Here is a 17,252-nt window from a genome sequence, read left to right on the forward strand (position 1 = left end):
CTGTGCGCATATGCAATTCGGCTTGCCGCATTTACGATAATTGACCGAGATACTACCTCGCCTGAAATCACCAAGTGTTTTCAATCTCTCACAAAGACCATCCCGTCTCCGTTCCAGCTCTGACAAAGATTCCGGCATATGCCCTCCTTATAGTCTGGTAGTTTAATGAGCTACCAGATTATAAGGCATTTTGCCCTTTTTGTCAATTCTACCTACAACTATGTCGCAGACCCCTCCTCTTGGAACCTGTTGACAATTCCCTGTAAGAGACGTATAAAGGTAAATATTTTCTCTCCGGGAAAAGGCTATTAACGATCATGAAACTCACTCTCACCCGAAAGATCTTTCTGGGCTACTTCATCATGATCTGTCTGGTCCTGGTGGAGGGGTTCTATGCGGTCTATGAGCTCAACCGATTGAACCGCCAAACCCGGTCCATGGTCCAGGGGGAGGTCTTCTCCATGGATCTGGAGAAGCGGCTTCTTGACCTTTTCCTGTCCCAGGTGGGAAACGAAAAGAAGTACCTCGTAGTGCACGACCGGGATTTCCTTTCCCTCGCCCTTTCAAAAGGAGAGGAGTTTGATAAAATCCTTCTTCAACTGATGGCAGGGAGAAGGGGTGTTCCTTTTATGAAAGATCTGGAAGAGATCCAGCGGTTGCATGAGCGGCATATCAAAGGTTTTCTCTCAGCCGTGGAGGACGTTCCCGGTGATCAGGGTAAAGGCGAGGCCGAGCTTTCCGGAAGGGGCATGATGGGTGAGGCCGAGGTCCTGGCGATGACCGGGAGGATCGAGGAGATCATCCGGATTGAAGAGTTGTCCATTGCCCGGAAGATGAGTGAAGCGCAGGCGTTCAGCCAGCGGGCCTATACGATCACGATCGGGATTGTGGCCTCCATGGGGCTTTTCGGCTTGCTCATGGCCTGGCTCATGATCCGGAGTATCCAGGAGCCGATTCAAAAACTCAAGCAGGGGACACAGTATATCTCTGAAGGGATTTTTGAGAAGCGGATTTTGATCTCTTCCAAGGACGAATTTGGAGACCTGGCACGGGCCTTTAATATCATGACCCAGAGGCTCTCGGAGCTGGAGGAGATGAAACGGGAATTCATTGCCAACATGTCGCATGAACTCCGCACGCCGCTGACCTCCATCAAGGCGGCCGCATCGCTGATGCTGGATCAGGTCCCGGGTCACATCACGGATAAGCAGAAAAGGGTGCTCTGCATTATTCAGGAGGAGACCGGAAAGCTGATCCGCCTGATCAACAACGTCCTCGACCTCTCCAGACTCAGGGCAGGAATGATGCCATACCTAAAATCTTTGAACGGTTCCGGCAGGCCGACCCCCTGATGGGGAAGCCGGCGAAAGGAACGGGCCTGGGTCTCTCCATCTGCAAATATTATATTGAGGGACATGGCGGAAGGATCTGGACAGAGAGCGAACGGGGCGCGGGGAGCCGTTTTTATTTTGATCTTCCCGTCATGAGGAAGGAAGTGACGGTATCGGCATGAAGATTCACAAAACATACTTTTTTTTAATTTTCCTGCTTTGCGCCGCTTGTTTGCCTCCCTATGATCTTAAAAATTTTTCGAGCCGGTCCGATGGTGGAGAGAGTAAAAAACAGGAGAAGATCAGTTCTCCGGATGAATTCTTTCTTAATGCAGATCAGTTGTTCCATGACGGGAAATACCGGAGCGCCCTGCATGACACCCGCCGTATTTATGAGGAGGCGCATCACCGGGAGGTTGAGGAGGAGGCCCTGTTCCGGATCATTCTGATTCAATCCTATGGAGATAACCCCAACAGGGACTACAGGGAAGCCGGGCGGGTTGCAAAGGCATTCCTGAAGAACTATCCGGGAAGCAAACGCAGCCGGGAAGTTCAGGCCATCCTCCTCCTGATCGAGGAGATCCATCGCAGCGAAGCCGAAGCCGAGACCCTCAAGGGGTATAATGCCATCCAGGATGAGAAGATTCAGAGATTGATGCAGGACATCAGAAAGATCAAAGAGATCGACCTTCAATTGGAAGAACAGAAAAAGAAGCTGGAGTAGGCCATGTCTAAAGAACGAATTCTACTTGTTGATGATGATCCGAATATCCTCGAGGTCTTATGCATGCGTCTTGAGTCCAAGGGGTTCGAACCGTTCAAGGTGAAGAGCACGGAGCAGGCCCTGAGCAGGCTGAAGCAGGAAAGATACGATCTGGTGCTGACCGACCTCAGGATGACGGGGCTCGACGGGATGGATCTTTTGGAAGAAATCAGAAGGATGGATCCGGAACTTCCGGTGATCATTCTCACCGCGCATGGCAGTATCCCCAATGCGGTGGAGGCCATGCAGAAAGGGGCGTTCAGTTATCTGACCAAGCCCTTTGAAGATAAAGAGATCACTTTCCATGTTGAAAGGGCCCTTGAAAAAAGGCGGCTTGAGAAGAAGATTTATAATCTCAAAAGTCTGGTGGAAGACCGGTTCAGTTTCAAGAACATCGTGGGGAGAAGCCGTCTCATGCAGGGCATTTTCGACCAGGTGGTCCAGGCGGCTCCGTCCGACTCCACCATTTTACTGACCGGTGAGAGCGGAACCGGCAAGGAACTCTTCTCCAGGGCGATTCACGCCCATAGCCGCAGGGCCGGAGGGCCTTTTATTACCGTGAATTGTGCGGCAATCCCGGAAACCCTTCTGGAGAATGAACTCTTCGGACATGAGCGGGGCTCCTATACCGGGGCCGGCGCCTCTCAGGATGGATATTTTCTCCGGGCGGATGGGGGGACGATCTTTCTGGATGAAATCGGCGAGGCCCCTCTTTCCATTCAAGCCAAGCTTCTTCGTGTCTTGCAGGAAAAAGAGTTTAACCCCATCGGTTCAACCCGGTCGCTCAAAGTGGATGTCAGGATCATCACGGCCACCAATCAGAACATAGAAAAGTCCGTTGAACAGGGAAAGTTCCGTGAGGATCTCTACTATCGAATTCATGTCATTCCCATTCATATCCCGCCGCTCAGGGAACGCAAGGAGGATATTCCTTTTCTGATCGACCATTTTATCCGGAAGCATTCGAGCCGGGTGGGGAAAAAGATCGAGGGAATTGACCCTGTGGCCGTGCAGCAGCTCATGCAGCAGAACTGGCCGGGGAATGTCCGGGAACTGGAGAACCGGATCGAACAGGGCATGGTGATGGCTCGTAATCCGGTTCTCGGTTCTCAAGACTTCCTCTTTGATCAGGATGAACACCGGCACAGGAAATTTCTGAATTTCAGAGAGGCGCGGGATGTTTTTGAAAAGGAATATGTGACCCATCTCCTTAAGATGACCGGGGGGCATGTGACCCATGCGGCCCAAATGGCGGGGAAGCAGCGCGCTGATTTTTACAATATTATGAAAAAGCACGGGATTCAACGAGAGGCCTTCAGGAACGTTTCCGGAAGGCCTCCGGATGCTGTAAGATGACCATAGAACCAGGACCTCATGAGACCCTCGACACGCTTTCCACGGCCGGGATCCGCATCCTCCAACCCAGGAGAGGGTATCGCTACTCCCTGGATTCCCTGATCCTTGCATTCTTCCTTCATCTCAAGAAAGGGGACGCCGTGGTGGAACTCGGCGCCGGCGCAGGCGTGATCTCCATGATCCTGGCAAAACGGGATCCTGCCTGTCCTATCGTGGGGCTGGAGATCCAAAAACGGCTCTACGGCCTCATGGCGAGGAACCTGGCGCTCAATGGTCTTGAGGGCCGGGTGCAGGCGGTCCATGGAGACATCCGCAGGATTGAAGAATATTTCGATCCTGCGAAAACAGATGCCGTCTGCTCCAATCCCCCCTTTCGCAAGGTCCGTTCAGGCAGGATGAATCCGGACCCGGAAAAAGCTATTGCAAGACATGAGATCGAACTCACCCTTCCCGATCTGATCCATGCAGCGGCTTATCTCCTGAAGAGACATGGGAAATTTTCTTTGATCTATCTTCCTGAACGTCTGGCCGACCTGATCCAGCAGCTCAGACAGGATCACCTCGAGCCGCGAAGAATGCAGACCATCCACTCCTTTCCGGAGACCCCGCCGGTCCTCGTGATGGTCGAGGCGGTCAAGGGGGCCGGGGCGGGGATGAGAATGGAGGCGCCCTTTATCATCTACCGGGATAAAACCGGCGCTTATTCCAAAGAGATGAAATCCATCTATGGGTTTCAGTCCGGTTCATGATGATTGGAGATGCAGCCGGAATCAGCGGTTTCTTTTGAGGTTTGATTCCATGGCGGTCATTTTTTGCGTCCCTGCGGCCGAGGATGTCGGTTGATTGAGGGCTTGGCTTTCTACCAGGCTTAGAAAGATCTGGGACAGGTTCGGATCAAACTGACTTCCGGATCCCTCGCCTATCTGGGAGCATGCGCCTTTCTGAGAAAGCTTTTTTTTATAGCTCCTTCCGGAAATCATGGCATCGTACGCGTCGCAAATGGAGAGGATACGCGCGCCCCGGCAGATCTCCCGTCCTTTTCTTCCAGTGGGATACCCCTTGCCGTCAAAACGTTCATGATGCTGCAGGATGATCTGCAGCTCCTTGTCCAGGAAGTTCAGAGGCTCAATCATCTTTGCGCTGAACAGGGGGTGGAGCTTCATGATCCTGAACTCCTTGGGGTTGTATCCCCCTTTTTTATAAAGGATCTGCGGGTCGATCCCAGCCTTGCCGATGTCATGAAGCATGCCGGCCAGCCGGATGGAGTTGATCTCCGGCTGGGGAAGATGAAGCGCCTTGGCAAGGGAGACCGCATAGCGGGTCACGTTGGGAGAATGCTGCGCCGTTCTTCGGTCTTTCTTTTCAATTTCTTCCACGATGGTTTTGCTGTATTCGATGAATTTGTCAACCATCTCCTGGGTAAAACCGATGAAACGATTCTGGTAATGCGCGATCTTTTGCTGGTACTCGTTGTTTAACAACTCATCAAAGGACTGTTTTTCCTTCCAGTGACAGACATTGTTCTTGCCCCTGTGCTTGGCTTCGTAAAGGGCCTCATCCGCATGACGGATCAGGACCTGAGGTTCCGTCACGCTCGGGTCGGTGCTTCCGGCCACTCCGATGCTCGCGGTCACGCGTGCGGAATTTTCTCCATCCTGGAACGTCCGGCAGAAAAAGCTTTCCCGTATCCGTTCACAAAGAGTGAGGACCCCGTCTTTTTTGATGTGCGAACAGAGCATGACGAATTCTTCCCCGCCGTACCGGGCCAGGAGATCAACATCCCTCATCTGCCTCCGCAGGATTTCAGCGCTCTTTTGCAGGACCGAATCACCGAAGATGTGGCCGTAAGTGTCGTTGATGGATTTAAAGTCATCCAGGTCCAGCATGATACAATGGAGAGGATAGGCATAGCGAAGCGCCTGACGGAACTCCTTTTCCATGAGATATTTAAAATACCGGTGGTTATAAAGACCGGTCAGGCCGTCCTGTGCGGCCTGCTCCTTGATCCGTTCCCCTTTCTGCCGCTTTTTTTCCTCTATGCGTTTCTGGCTGATGGCATTCCTGATGGCGGAACTCAAGGTCGAGGCGGTCAATTCTTTTTTGGAGATGTAGTCGTAGGCGCCGCGCTTCATGGCCTCCACGGCCGTCCGTTCATTCCCCTGAGAAGCGATCATGATGATGGCCGTATCAATCTTCTTTTTACGAATATCCTCCATCATGCTGAGGCCGTCAAATTTGGGAGTATGATGGCCGACCAGAACCAGGTCAACGGGATGTTCACTGAGATGGTGCAGGGCGGACTCGCCGTTCTGCACAAAGGCAAAGGAGGCGCCGCTGAGATCTTTTTTCAGGATCCCCTCGGCTGTTTTGGCGAAGCTTTTATTTTCGTCGATGCAGAGGATAGAAATTCGAGTGTTGGGCACAAAATCCTCCCTATGCTTTTTCCATACCTCTTCAGAAGCGCAGGTATCATAGCAGGGAATGGATCCGTAATCAAGTATTATGTTTGACTTGCCGCTGCCCCCGGTTCAACGTGGGTGAGGTTCCGTCCTGCAGGAAATGACACATGCGGTATGATTTTTCCTAGGCAAAAAAAAACTGCAGGAGATGATACGGGTGAGCCGGGCCCGTACGCTCTCCTGCAGTTCAGTGGTGAAACCACTCACTTGCGGGGTACCATTGCGATACCCCTGGGGGAATGGGGGTTATGCAACGTTGATGCTTTCTCGCTCAATCTGTTCATCCAGCCCAAGGAAGACCACCCTGGAGCAGATGGGGCATTTATAGTAGACATCAAAGAAGATGGCCCCGCCTTCGTCACGGTTTAAAGGAAGAAACCGGGTGTCATCTCTGAACATCTTGGAACCACATTTGCCGCAGTGCATGGGGTGACCTCCTATTCTACGAATCCAGATCCACGGTTTTTGTCAAGAGCTAAATGCAATCTATAGGGTGATATAGCAAATCATGTGCCAGTTCTTGTCTTGAAACACTTCCACGAAGGCAGGGAGGAGGGAAGATCGCTTCCAATCTACAATATATTGAATAATCATCACTGGTTAGCACCGCCTGTATGGATTGAACCATGAAATTTATTTTATTTTTTTTTACCGGCCTGATGGTGAAAAGCCGGCAAGAGACCTTAAAAAGGCCTGAAAAGTCGGTCTATATAGATCAGTCTGGACTAAAATGGCCGTTAAGTTTTTGTCAATGACAAAATTTTGAGCCGATCTTATGACAGGGTTCCGGCCCCTGATCTCTATATTGTAAAGAACGGAACAGGTCGTGTATAATAAGACATATCTCGATAACATTTTTTTCATTTGAAAGGTCGCCTTCAAACGACCCGTAAAGCGGTGAGGTGATATGCCTGACGTGATCATCATTGGAGCCGGGCCTGCAGGGATTTTTGCCGCAATGACCTTGTTGGACCAGGGGATCAGTGATCTCCTTCTTCTGGAACGTGGGAGTGACCTTTCAAAGAGGCGCTGCCCTGCCAGGGAAAACAATGGACATTGCCTGCATTGCAGCCCCTGTTCCATCCTGACGGGGTGGGGCGGCGCCGGAGCGTTCAGCGACGGGAAGCTGACGCTCACGACTGAGGTGGGCGGGTTCCTCGGTGAACTGGTTCCCAGGTCTGAACTTGAAGAACTGATCCGAACGGCCGACAAGCGGTTCGTCGATTACGGGGCTCCAGCGAAAATTTACGGCGGGTCGAGCCGGGAGACCCGGAGGATCAAGGCGCTGGCCAAAAAGGCGGAGATGACGTTTGTCGAGATGGAGGTGCGGCACCTGGGGACTGAAAATTGCTATCTGGTCCTGAAACGGATCCGCAGCGACCTGAATGGGCGCCTTGAGATCAGGACCCAAACCCAGGTGAAAAGCATCCGGGTACAAGACGGCATGGTGAAAGGTGTGGAAACCGAAGAGGGGGAATTCATTCCCGCAAAATTTGTGGTCTCCGCACCCGGCCGGGTCGGGTCCGACTGGATGCGGGGGGAGTCCAGGCGGCTGGGCCTTGCGGCCATTCCGAGTCCTGTGGACATCGGCCTCCGTGTGGAGCTCCCCGCCGCGGTTCTGGAGGAACTCACGTCCGCAACCTATGAATCCAAGCTGATTTACTATTCAAAGACCTTCGATGACAAGGTCCGGACCTTCTGCATGAATCCGTATGGAAAGGTGGTTACCGAATATACGGGCGACATCATGACCGTGAACGGCCACTCCTATGCTGAAAAAAAAACCGAGAACACCAATTTCGCCCTGCTGGTCTCCACCATATTCACCGAACCCTTCGATGATCCCATTGCCTACGGCCGGTATATCAGCCGGCTTGCCAATCTCCTGGGAAAAGGGGTGATCGTCCAGAGGCTGGGAGACCTGCTCAACGGCCGCCGCTCCACACCCGAGCGCATTGCCCACTCTTCGGTGCGCCCCACCCTCGAAAGCGCCACGCCCGGAGATCTCAGTTTCGTCCTGCCTTACCGGTATATCAAGGATATCACGGAGATGCTTGAGGCCATGGATCAGATCGCCCCGGGGGTGAACTCACGCCACACGCTCCTCTACGGCGTGGAGGTCAAGTTCTATTCTCACCGCATCGAGGTGGACCGGAACATGGAGACGAAGATCAGGAACCTCTTCGTGGTGGGGGACGGCGCCGGCATTACGCGGGGGCTGATCCAGGCTTCGGCCAGCGGGATTCTTGCCGGGCAGGCCATCTCAAGAAAAACCTCCAAAAAGACCCGCAAGTCTCCAGCCAAAAAAGACAAGGGCGGCAGGCATGTTATTCCCCGCCTCCTGATCAAGTAAGACGGCCTACTTGACGGCTACGGGACTATCCGCCCGGCCGGTCTTCAGGCGAGGCCGGTTTCCTCTCGATATAGGCCTTGCCCTTCAATTCATTGAGCCAGGCCTCATAGCGTTGTTTGAGCTTTTCCTGATACAATTCATCACGGATCTTCTCTTTGACCTCTTCAAAGGGGGTGTGTGAGGCGGCATGGACATCCTCAACCTTCAGCAGGACGAACCCTTCCTTGATCCGGATCACGGGGCTCACATCGCCCGGTTTCATCTCGGCGACCGCCGGGCTCATTTCGCTCCTGAGATCATCCTGGGAAAGATACCCTAAGTCTCCACCCTCTTTTGCCTCTCGGCCGTCTGAGTACTCTACCGCGAGATCCCGGAAGGGTTCTCCGCTCAGGGCGCGCTGCCGCAGCTCATCAGCCAGCCGGTTCCTGGCCTGAATCTCTTCCTCTTCGGCCTTTTCAGGCACGGAGAGAAATATACTGAGGAGATGTTTCTTTTCGCCCATGGAATACCTCTCCATATGCTCCTGGTAGCCTTTCTCGAGATCCTCGGGCATGATCAAGATCTTGGATCGCACCTCCTGGTTTACAAGCGAGGAGAGGATCATCTGTTCCTGGATCTCTTTTTTGTATTCGGCCCATGAGAATCCTTCCGATTTCAGTTTCTCCTTGAGGGCCTCCTCGGTGATCTTGTTCCTGACAAGGATCTGCTGAATGGCCGCCTGGAGTTCTTCATCCGAGACCTTGATGTTGAGTTCCTCGGCCTTATGCAGCTTGATCTTCTTGTCGATCAGGTTGTCAAGGAGGTCGTCCATGTTGACCACGGGTCTTTCCCGGCCCGGCTGTTCGGGCGTGCTTTTCAGGACCGAGAGCTCGAGGCTCTTCAATTCACTCTGGGTGATGACCTCATCGTTGACTACAGCCACGATCCGATCAAGCACCACGGCATGGGCCGGAGCCAAGCAGACAAAGAAGATAACGATGAAAACAAAAGTGCGCATCATGATGGTTACCTCTTTTCATTGAGCAGGGTGATCTCCGCACGGTTCCAGAGGTCCTTCTGGTAGACCATGAAGGCCTGCTCGCGTTTTTCAGAGAAAAGTTTGCTGTAGATGATCTTTCTGACTTCTTTGAACAGGGTCTTCCCCGCCGGTAGGCGTTCCTCTACTCGGAAGATATGATATCCGTAAGGTGTTTTGACAACCGGGCTGATCTCCCCGACCTGCAGCGTGAAACAGACCTTGTCAAAATCCGGAGGCATCTGCCCTCGGGAGAAGATACCAATATCCCCTCCGAGATCCGCATCCGGGCTGAGCGAGACCTCATGGGCCACCAGGCCGAAGTCCTCCCCGCCATGGACCAGGCGCTCTCGAGCCTTCTCGGCATCCTTCTGGTTGGGAAGCACGATTTGGCGTACCCTCACGCGTTCAGGCAGAGTAAATTCATCCGGGTGATTCTGATAATAAGCGGCCAGTTCCTCCTCCGTGATCCGGATCTTGGGATCGATGACCTGATGGATCAGTGTTTCGATCCTGCGGTCATCCTTGATCCGGTTCATCCATTCCTGATAGGTCATCCCCGCCTCTTGAAGGATCTTTTCAAGGTCCTCTTTCGAGATATCCCCTTTCTGCTCCGTGACCACCTGCTGGATCTGCTCCGGGGTCAAATCAATGCCGTTTTTCTCGGCTTCCCGGATCAGGAGGCGTTTCCGGATCATCTGGCGAAGGATCTCTGCTGAAAACTTCCTGGCGTCCTCAGGTGAAGGGTGTGCGGAGAAGTCCTTATTCACTTGAAACATCTCTCTTTCCAGGTCCTTCTTGAGAATAGATTCCCCATTGACTCTGGCCGCGGCCTGCTCGGGAACGCCGGCCTTTTTCTCCGAGCACCCGGAGCTGAGGGCGAGCAGGCCGCCAAGGAAAAGGGCAACCCCGGCCATGATAAAAAAAGCAGAGCGCTTTTGATGAAAGATCTTCCAAAACATACTATACAGAGCTATCATAATCAGATGAGTTCCTGCAAGAGGTTTTTGGTCATGGACCACGACTCCTCGAAGTTCCCGTCCGGCTTGACCAGTTCCAACTGGAATTCAGAGACCGGACGGATCCGGTTCGAGGAAGCACGAATCAGCCGCAAGACCCTTTCCTGAGGAACCGGGGTCTCCTTGTCAAAGGTGAACAGGATCCTTTTGTCTTGCTCCAGGATTTCGCTGATGTGAAGGCGGCGCGCCAGAATTCTCAATTCAATGATCCGGAAGAGATTCTCAAGCTCCTGGGGATGGGGGCCGAACCGGTCCCGGGTTTCATCCATGATCCTGGCCAGGTCGGCAGGGTCATCCAGCCGGGCCACTCTCTGATAAAGGTCGATCCGGAGTCGGTTTTCCCGGAGATAACTCTTGGGGATTCTTGCAGAGACCTGCATGTGGATGGACGGCTCGACCGGTTGGACCTTTTTTTCTCCTTTCAATTCAGAGGCGACCTCGTCGACCAGCTGCATATAAAGATCGAAACCGATTGAGGCAATAAATCCGGACTGCTGGGAGCCGAGGAGGTTGCCTGAGCCCCGGATCTCAAGATCTCGTGCGGCGAGCTGAAAGCCCGAGCCGAGTTCAGTGAGTTCCTGAATGACCTGCAGGCGCTGCCGTGCCTCTTCACTCATGGATTTTTCTGAACGGGTCAGGAGGTAGGCATAGGCCCGGTGATCCATTCTGCCGATTCTTCCCCGGAGCTGGTAGAGCTGGCCGAGGCCGAACTCCTCAGGACGGTGGATGATCATGGTATTGGCATTGGGAATGTCCAGTCCGGATTGGATGATGCTGGTGGTGACCAGGAGATCGATTTTTTTATCCAGAAATCGGTCCATGACATCTTTGAGCCGATTTTCTTCCATCTGTCCATGGGCTACATCAATCCTGACTTCCGGGACAATCCTGTGGATGTAGTCGGCCATCCGATGGATGTCGCTGACCCGGTTGTGAACAAAAAAAACCTGCCCTCCCCTGTTCAACTCTCGAAGGACAGCCTCCCGGATGATTTCATCAGAGAATCGGGCCACCTTGGTGTAGATGGAGAGGCGGTTCTCCGGCGGGGTATTGATGATGCTGATGTCACGGATTCCCAAAAAAGCCATCTCCAGGGTCCTCGGTATGGGCGTGGCGGTCAGGGTCAATACATCCACTTCCTTGCGGAGCTGTTTGAGCTTTTCCTTGTGGCGGACGCCGAAATGCTGTTCCTCGTCGATCACCAGGAGTCCCAAGTCCTTGAACACGAGGTCCTTAGATAGGAGGCGGTGCGTGCCGATCAGGATATCCACCTGTCCAAGACGGAGCTTTTCGAGGATCTCTTTTTGTTCCCTTCTCGGCTTGAACCGGCTCAGCATCTCCACTTTCACAGGAAAAGGACTGAACCTCTGTGTAAAAGAGTCGTAATGCTGCTGTGCCAGAAGGGTGGTTGGGACCAGGATGGCCGTCTGCTTGCCGTCGAGAACGGCCTTGAAGGCGGCCCGGATGGCCACTTCGGTTTTTCCGAACCCCACGTCGCCGCAGACCAGCCGGTCCATGGGTGTGGGTTTCTGCATGTCTTCCAGAACCTCCTCGATGGCCCGCTGCTGGTCCGGGGTCTCTTCGTATTCGAAGGTCTCCTCTAATTCATGGAAGAGATGGTCCGGCGGCGAAAATGCGGTTCCTTGGGCGACTTTCCGCTGCACATAGAGTTCAAGAAGTTCACGGGACATATCTTCGATGGATTTTTTTACTTTTTGTTTGAGCTTCTCCCATCCGGTTCCGCCAAGGCGGTCCACCCGAACCGAGTGTCCTTCGCTTCCGGAATATTTCTGGAGAAGGCGGATCTTCTCCGGCGGCACATAGAGGAGATCCCCCCCTGCATATTCAATCAGAATCAGGTCGCAATCCATCCCGTCTAAACCGACCTCTCTTAACCCGCGGTACCGTCCGATGCCGTGATCCAGATGAACCACAAAATCCCCTTCCTTGAGTTCGGAGAGGCTGCTCAGGAAAGGCCCTTCCCGGAGGGGTTTGGATGACCTGCGGACCCTCTTGATTCCGAAAATTTCATCCTCGGTGATGCAGGCAAGATCGAAGATCGGAAAACCAAACCCTGCCGATAGAGGGCCGACGACGATTCCCACAATCCCTTTTTCATTCGGTAGATCGGAAAATAGGTCGCAGCGGGCGGAGGGGATCTTCTCCTCTTTTGAAAGAAGCTCCATCATGCGATTGGCCTGTCCCGGAGTGCGTACGGATATGCAGATTCTTGCCTGATTCTTCATTCCTCTGACCACTTCGCAGAGGGAGGCGATACGGCTCTTTCCAGGAACGGCAAGACTTCCAATGGATTCGGTCTGAATGCGGGCCTCTTCTTCTCCTTCCTGTGGAATCAAGGCGAAGCTCAGGGATCTTCGGTCCTTAATCCTTGCGGTCAGTTCACCGCTTCCCATGTAGAGATCCGGGATCCCGCAAGGCATTCGATCCTGGTACGAAGCCAGGGCATAGCGTTCCTCGATCTCTCTCCCGAAGGATACAGCCTGATTTTGAATCTCTTCAGCCTGGTCCAGGACCACGATCGTCTGATCAGGCATATAATCGAAGATGGTCTCCATGTCAGGACAAAAAAGGGGCGCATAGAACTCCACGCCATCCGGCGCCTCCTCCGGGTCCGGAAGCGCCGAGAGGGAGTGCAAAGCGCCGCCGGTCCGTTTTCTAAAATGGTCCATGGCCGGCGGGTCCAACAGGATCTCTCGGGAGAGGATGGTCCGGATGCTTCCGACCTGATGAGAAGAGCGCTGGTCTTCCGGAGAGAAGATCCGGATCGATTCAACCTCGTCGCCGAAGAATTCCATGCGGAAAGGATAGGGCTGGTTAGGCGGGAAAATGTCCAGGATACCCCCCCTGCGGCTGAATGTACCCGGTCGATCAACCAGTTCCTCCCTCCGGTATCCAAGACGGCGGATCTGATCCATGAATGAATCCGGATCGAGGACGTCGCCTACATGAATCTCCAAAGCCCCCCGTTTCAACACGACCCTGGACAGGATGCGCTGAAGCGCCGCCCGGACGGTCGTGACGACCATGAGGCGATCACCGTGGACAAGGCGGTAAAGGATGCTTAACCGTTCTTTTACGATCTCAGGGTGAGGGCTCTTGTCATCGTAAGGAAGGACTTCCCATTGGGGAAAGAGGCGCGGCTCCGGAATGTCTTTTTGTCTCCCCTTTGCCTCCTGAGAAAAAAAAATAAAGTCATTGAAAATCTTCTCAGCCTCGGATGGAGTAGAGGTCATGATGAGGAGAGGATGGGGTGCGGTTTTCAGTAAGTGTGAAAGGACCAGCATCCTGGATGCGCCTTGCAGCCCTGTGAAACAGATGGGTTTCCCCTCTCCTTGAATCAGGGCTTCCCATAGGCGTTCCAAATCCTGGAGCGTGTTGATTTCTACCATACGGAAAAAATCTCAAGGGTTTAAATCAAAAATTATATACCATCTCCAAAAGAGTGTGCGTAAAACATCAGGGTTCAAGGGGTCAAGGATTCCAGGGGTCAAGTGAAATGCTAAAAACATAAGGGGCCGAGTGTCCTATGGTTACGCTTCGCGTGTCCCGTTTTGCTCTATACTTGTCGTCTGCGACGGCTACTACACTAAGGCATCCTGGGGTCAAGGGCCCCAGTGTTTTTTTCTAGAGATTTTGCTTGCGTTTCAGTATTTCACTTGAATCCTTGACCCCTTGGCCCCTCGACCCCTTGGGTCCTCGAAACTTTTTTACCCACTAGATGGGAGAAGAACTAAAATTATATCCCATCTCATCGTCATTCAACAAGAAGGAAAACGATCAAATTCAAGATGGAAAGAACCAGAGGAGAAAAATGCCTGAACCTGATGCTGTATGCTGTGAATGAGAGCGGGAGAAGATAGCGTGTTATAAAGAAACCGATATGCGGATCAGATCTCTTCAAGGAGGAGCTGTTTGGTCCGGTAAAGGGTCGTTTTGATGGAACCCGTGGACTTTCGCGTCTCTTTTGCGATCTCTTTGATGCTCAGACCGTCGAAATGTTTTTTTAAGAAGATCTCCCGGCTTTCAGAGTCGATTTTTGCAAGCTTTTTATTGCACGCCAGGAGAAATTCCTGGTATTCGATTTTTGAAAGGGGGGTATCGTTTTCCATATAAAAGTTTTCAAAATGGCTTTCTTCTGTCTCCTGAACGGCTTGGATTTTACGCCTCTTGCTTCGGAACCAGTTATGGACCGTATTTTTTGTAATACCGTAAATCCAGCAGAGAAGCGAAGACTTGCCTTCAAAATGCCCAAGGGATTCGATGATTGAGATAAAAACTTCCTGGGTGAGGTCTTCGCTGACCTCATGGTCTCGAACCTTCAGGAAAATCGTGTTGTAAACCTTATGGAAATAGGTATTGTATAAGGAATCGAAGGCTTCCCGGTTCCCGGATAGGATATTCTGAATTAATGCTCGCTCGTTATGACTCAACATAAAGATCTATAAAGCAATTAATATGCCAATAAATTCAGGCAAACCGGCAAATATCACCCAACTTCTTATATTTATTGGAGAAATAAATTTATAATCATCCGGTCTCTTGTCCAAGATCGGTTTTGGCCCGAAGAGGGGGAAAACGAAATAAATATTGTTTTACAAAGAGTTATCATTCTTGAGATCCATTTTCAACCCTGATGGGTTCAAGGGAAGGAGTGTGAAAATATTTTCCCTTTTTGTGAAAATATTTTCTCTTTTTGTGTAAAAAATTACCCTATTTTAAAAATTCGGAGAGGAGCCGGTCCACTTCTTCCTGCTGGATGGCATCTTTTTTCTCCCCTTGGAGCATGTCGAGCATCTGTTCTCCCCGTTTGATGTTTTCATCTTCAGGATTTTCTTCTTTTCGGAGCCTGATCCCGAAGTTGAAAAGGATAGAGATCAGCTTGTTTTCCACGTCTTCCTGGAGTTTGACCACCTGATGAAGTTTTTGGCCGGATCGGTCCTGAGCGGAGAGGGATTCCGCCATTTTTGTCAGATCGACGCCGCTTTCGGCGCTGTTGGTCTTCAACTCATCTATATTGTTGAAGAGATCGCCTTCTTGTTTTCTCATATCTTCCAGCGTCTTTTTAATGAGGTTAAATTTATCCGCCATATCTTCCTGACTTGCCTTGACCTTCTCCAGGAGATCCATGGTGTTGCTGCTCCCTTCATTTGCAGCCGCAAGGATCGTGGAGAGCTTCGCGGCTGGTGCAGGGATTCCCTTGACGGGAAATTGAGTCAGGTCCTGTCTCATGCTGTTCACCAGGTCTTGTTTGAGACGAACGATCTCATCAGACACCTCTTTGACCTTGCCGAGAAGTTCACGATACATCTTTTCATAGGAGACCTTTGGAGGGGTTTTATTCTCAAAAAACCCGACCAGCTCTTTTGCATCGTAGAGCGGTATGCGTTCATCTTTATACTGGATCTGCCTGGGGATCTGCAGGGGGAAGTTCTGAGGCGGTAATATCGTATACAACCCGTCCAGCCGGATGGCTGTCTTCTTTCCGTTGACGTTGGCCAGAACAATGTAGCGTGCATTCTCTCTATTTTCCATTGGGGATCTCCTGATTTATAAAGGGATATTTTTATGGGGCAGCCTTTTCCCTTCTCTTACCGGCCAACAGGAAAAGGAACCGGTATTCAATATACACGCGGCCCCGGGTTGTTGCAAGAATAAATCATAGAGAACCCCATGTTTTTAAAAGTAGATCATCTCCAAAAGAGTGGGTGAAAACATCAGGGGTCAAGGGTTCAAGGATTCCAGGGGTCAAGTGAAGTGCTCAAGTACGACAAGGAGTTAAAGGTTTGGCAGAAGTTTTATCAATGATGCTTGAAAATTTACAAAACAACAAAAAGATTTCCTGATGAGGTTGAGCGGATACTCAAGGCGCTGATCAAATCACTGGAAAACGAACACTTGACCCCTTGACCCCTGGAATCCTCGAACCCTTTTTACCTACTAAATAGGAGAAGAACCTTAAAAATAAGATAGCATTGACTTCATTCGTATCCGCGTTTATTCTCAATACATACCTTGGCAATTAAAGAATCAGGGATGGGGAGATGAGCCGTTCTTCCAAAAGATGGAACCTGGAACATCAACAGGATATTTACGTTAAAAAGGCGCATAAGGAGAAGCTCCGTTCCAGAGCCGCCTATAAGCTCATTCAGATTCAGGAGAAGTTCCGGGTTATGCGTCCCGGAGACTGGGTCCTGGATCTGGGTTCTGCTCCCGGCGGATGGAGCCAGGTGGCAGCCGGAATCGTGGGAGAGGGGGGACGCGTGGTTTCGGTTGACCTGCTTCCGATGGAACCGATCCCTATGGTCAGGATCGTGCGGGGAGACATCATGAAAGATGGGGTCATTGAAAAGATCCGCTCGGAATTAGAAGGGCGGACCGCCGATCTCATGATGTCCGACATGGCTCCGAATACGACGGGTATTGCCTCAATCGATCATGATCGGAGCGTGCTCCTTGTGGAGGCCGTACTTGAGCTTGTCCCCCTTTTTTTACGTCCCCGAGGGGGGTTGATCCTCAAGGTTTTTCAAGGCAAGGATTTCAAGATATTAAAAGAGAAGACATTTTCGCTGTTTGAAAACGGCAGGGTCTTCAAACCTGATGCGTCCCGTGGGAGGAGCGTAGAAGTCTATTGGGTCGGGATCCAATCACGGTCACGTCAAAGTCGCCGTAGCTGACGCCAAGGCAGTAATCGCGGAGATGCGAGGGGTGGATTTATGGAGTGCTAACGAACGCATGGCGTTATTCTATGGATTTAAGAATTGTTTCGCCCATTTTTAGGCGCACCTGTTTTGTTATCGGGCAGAAGTAACTATCGTTGGCACAGTTACTATGAAAGGGCTCAGATGCCTATGAGGCTAAGGGTCAGATGCTGTTTGGCCGCGTAGTGCCGAATCGCCTGAGAGATGTTGGTATACTTCCGAAAGCGCAGAATGCCG

The 17,252-nt window shown here is 51.8% G+C and carries 13 protein-coding genes; 6 read left to right on the plus strand and 7 right to left on the minus strand.

The genetic code is table 11. The annotated features are described in order from the left end of the window. Nucleotides 1-317: 317 nt before the first annotated feature. The 4 genes from AUK29_03230 (at nucleotide 318) to AUK29_03245 (ending at nucleotide 4,199) form a co-directional block, all read left to right on the plus strand. Complete coding sequence (locus AUK29_03230; GenBank protein OIP65126.1) at nucleotides 318-1,352, plus strand: hypothetical protein; 1,035 nt, start codon at nucleotides 318-320, stop codon at nucleotides 1,350-1,352. A gap of 157 nt (nucleotides 1,353-1,509) precedes the next feature. Then, nucleotides 1,510-2,055 (plus strand): hypothetical protein, encoded by a 546-nt coding sequence (locus AUK29_03235; GenBank protein OIP65127.1) that lies wholly within the window; start codon nucleotides 1,510-1,512, stop codon nucleotides 2,053-2,055. A 3-nt stretch (nucleotides 2,056-2,058) separates the two neighbouring features. Further along, nucleotides 2,059-3,450 carry a two-component system response regulator GlrR gene (locus AUK29_03240; GenBank protein OIP65128.1) on the plus strand — a complete coding sequence of 464 codons (1,392 nt, stop codon included), beginning with the start codon at nucleotides 2,059-2,061 and terminating at the stop codon, nucleotides 3,448-3,450. Beyond that, nucleotides 3,447-4,199, plus strand: coding sequence for a hypothetical protein (locus AUK29_03245; protein ID OIP65129.1), 753 nt, complete (start codon nucleotides 3,447-3,449; stop codon nucleotides 4,197-4,199). The genes AUK29_03240 and AUK29_03245 overlap by 4 nt, the downstream gene beginning before the upstream one ends. 21 nt (nucleotides 4,200-4,220) lie before the next feature. Here AUK29_03245 and AUK29_03250 read toward each other — a convergent pair whose 3' ends face one another. Both AUK29_03250 and AUK29_03255 read right to left on the minus strand, forming a co-directional pair. Then, nucleotides 4,221-5,873: a hypothetical protein gene (locus tag AUK29_03250; protein OIP65130.1), complete on the minus strand. Its 1,653-nt coding sequence runs from the start codon at nucleotides 5,871-5,873 to the stop codon at nucleotides 4,221-4,223. Nucleotides 5,874-6,155: 282 nt separating this feature from the next. Then, entirely contained in the window at nucleotides 6,156-6,335 is a 180-nt protein-coding gene (locus AUK29_03255; GenBank protein OIP65131.1) for a hypothetical protein, read from the minus strand. 481 nt (nucleotides 6,336-6,816) lie between these two features. On the opposite strand from AUK29_03255, the gene AUK29_03260 reads away from it, so the two are divergent. Further along, a complete protein-coding gene (locus AUK29_03260; protein ID OIP65132.1) occupies nucleotides 6,817-8,262 on the plus strand; it encodes an FAD-dependent oxidoreductase in 1,446 nt (481 codons plus the stop codon). 25 nt (nucleotides 8,263-8,287) lie between these two features. On the opposite strand, the gene AUK29_03265 is transcribed toward AUK29_03260, so the two are convergent. The 5 genes from AUK29_03265 to AUK29_03285 form a co-directional block, all read right to left on the minus strand. Further along, the gene (locus AUK29_03265; GenBank protein ID OIP65133.1) at nucleotides 8,288-9,262 is read right to left on the minus strand and encodes a hypothetical protein; all 975 of its coding nucleotides are present in this window, start codon (nucleotides 9,260-9,262) and stop codon (nucleotides 8,288-8,290) included. A 5-nt stretch (nucleotides 9,263-9,267) separates the two neighbouring features. Further along, nucleotides 9,268-10,239: a hypothetical protein gene (locus tag AUK29_03270; GenBank protein OIP65134.1), complete on the minus strand. Its 972-nt coding sequence runs from the start codon at nucleotides 10,237-10,239 to the stop codon at nucleotides 9,268-9,270. A 20-nt stretch (nucleotides 10,240-10,259) separates the two neighbouring features. Continuing rightward, on the minus strand, nucleotides 10,260-13,706 hold the full coding sequence (locus AUK29_03275) for a transcription-repair coupling factor (GenBank protein ID OIP65135.1): 3,447 nt from the start codon (nucleotides 13,704-13,706) through the stop codon (nucleotides 10,260-10,262). A 498-nt stretch (nucleotides 13,707-14,204) separates the two neighbouring features. Continuing rightward, entirely contained in the window at nucleotides 14,205-14,750 is a 546-nt protein-coding gene (locus tag AUK29_03280; GenBank protein OIP65136.1) for a hypothetical protein, read from the minus strand. A 277-nt stretch (nucleotides 14,751-15,027) separates the two neighbouring features. After that, nucleotides 15,028-15,849, minus strand: coding sequence for a hypothetical protein (locus AUK29_03285; GenBank protein OIP65137.1), 822 nt, complete (start codon nucleotides 15,847-15,849; stop codon nucleotides 15,028-15,030). A 509-nt stretch (nucleotides 15,850-16,358) separates the two neighbouring features. Here AUK29_03285 and AUK29_03290 point away from each other — a divergent pair. Then, on the plus strand, nucleotides 16,359-16,991 hold the full coding sequence (locus AUK29_03290; protein OIP65138.1) for a hypothetical protein: 633 nt from the start codon (nucleotides 16,359-16,361) through the stop codon (nucleotides 16,989-16,991). Nucleotides 16,992-17,252 lie beyond the last annotated feature (261 nt).

The organism is Nitrospirae bacterium CG2_30_53_67, assembly GCA_001873285.1.
Lineage (GTDB): Bacteria > CG2-30-53-67 > CG2-30-53-67 > CG2-30-53-67 > CG2-30-53-67 > CG2-30-53-67.

Coding starts and splice junctions, on each gene's coding strand:
- AUK29_03230 (OIP65126.1), top strand. CDS start 318: ATGAAACTCACTCTCACCCGAAAGATCTTTCTGGGCTACTTCATCATG.
- AUK29_03235 (OIP65127.1), top strand. CDS start 1,510: ATGAAGATTCACAAAACATACTTTTTTTTAATTTTCCTGCTTTGCGCC.
- AUK29_03240 (OIP65128.1), top strand. CDS start 2,059: ATGTCTAAAGAACGAATTCTACTTGTTGATGATGATCCGAATATCCTC.
- AUK29_03245 (OIP65129.1), top strand. CDS start 3,447: ATGACCATAGAACCAGGACCTCATGAGACCCTCGACACGCTTTCCACG.
- AUK29_03255 (OIP65131.1), bottom strand. CDS start 6,335: ATGCACTGCGGCAAATGTGGTTCCAAGATGTTCAGAGATGACACCCGG.
- AUK29_03260 (OIP65132.1), top strand. CDS start 6,817: ATGCCTGACGTGATCATCATTGGAGCCGGGCCTGCAGGGATTTTTGCC.
- AUK29_03265 (OIP65133.1), bottom strand. CDS start 9,262: ATGATGCGCACTTTTGTTTTCATCGTTATCTTCTTTGTCTGCTTGGCT.
- AUK29_03270 (OIP65134.1), bottom strand. CDS start 10,239: ATGTTTTGGAAGATCTTTCATCAAAAGCGCTCTGCTTTTTTTATCATG.
- AUK29_03275 (OIP65135.1), bottom strand. CDS start 13,706: ATGGTAGAAATCAACACGCTCCAGGATTTGGAACGCCTATGGGAAGCC.
- AUK29_03280 (OIP65136.1), bottom strand. CDS start 14,750: ATGTTGAGTCATAACGAGCGAGCATTAATTCAGAATATCCTATCCGGG.
- AUK29_03285 (OIP65137.1), bottom strand. CDS start 15,849: ATGGAAAATAGAGAGAATGCACGCTACATTGTTCTGGCCAACGTCAAC.
- AUK29_03290 (OIP65138.1), top strand. CDS start 16,359: ATGAGCCGTTCTTCCAAAAGATGGAACCTGGAACATCAACAGGATATT.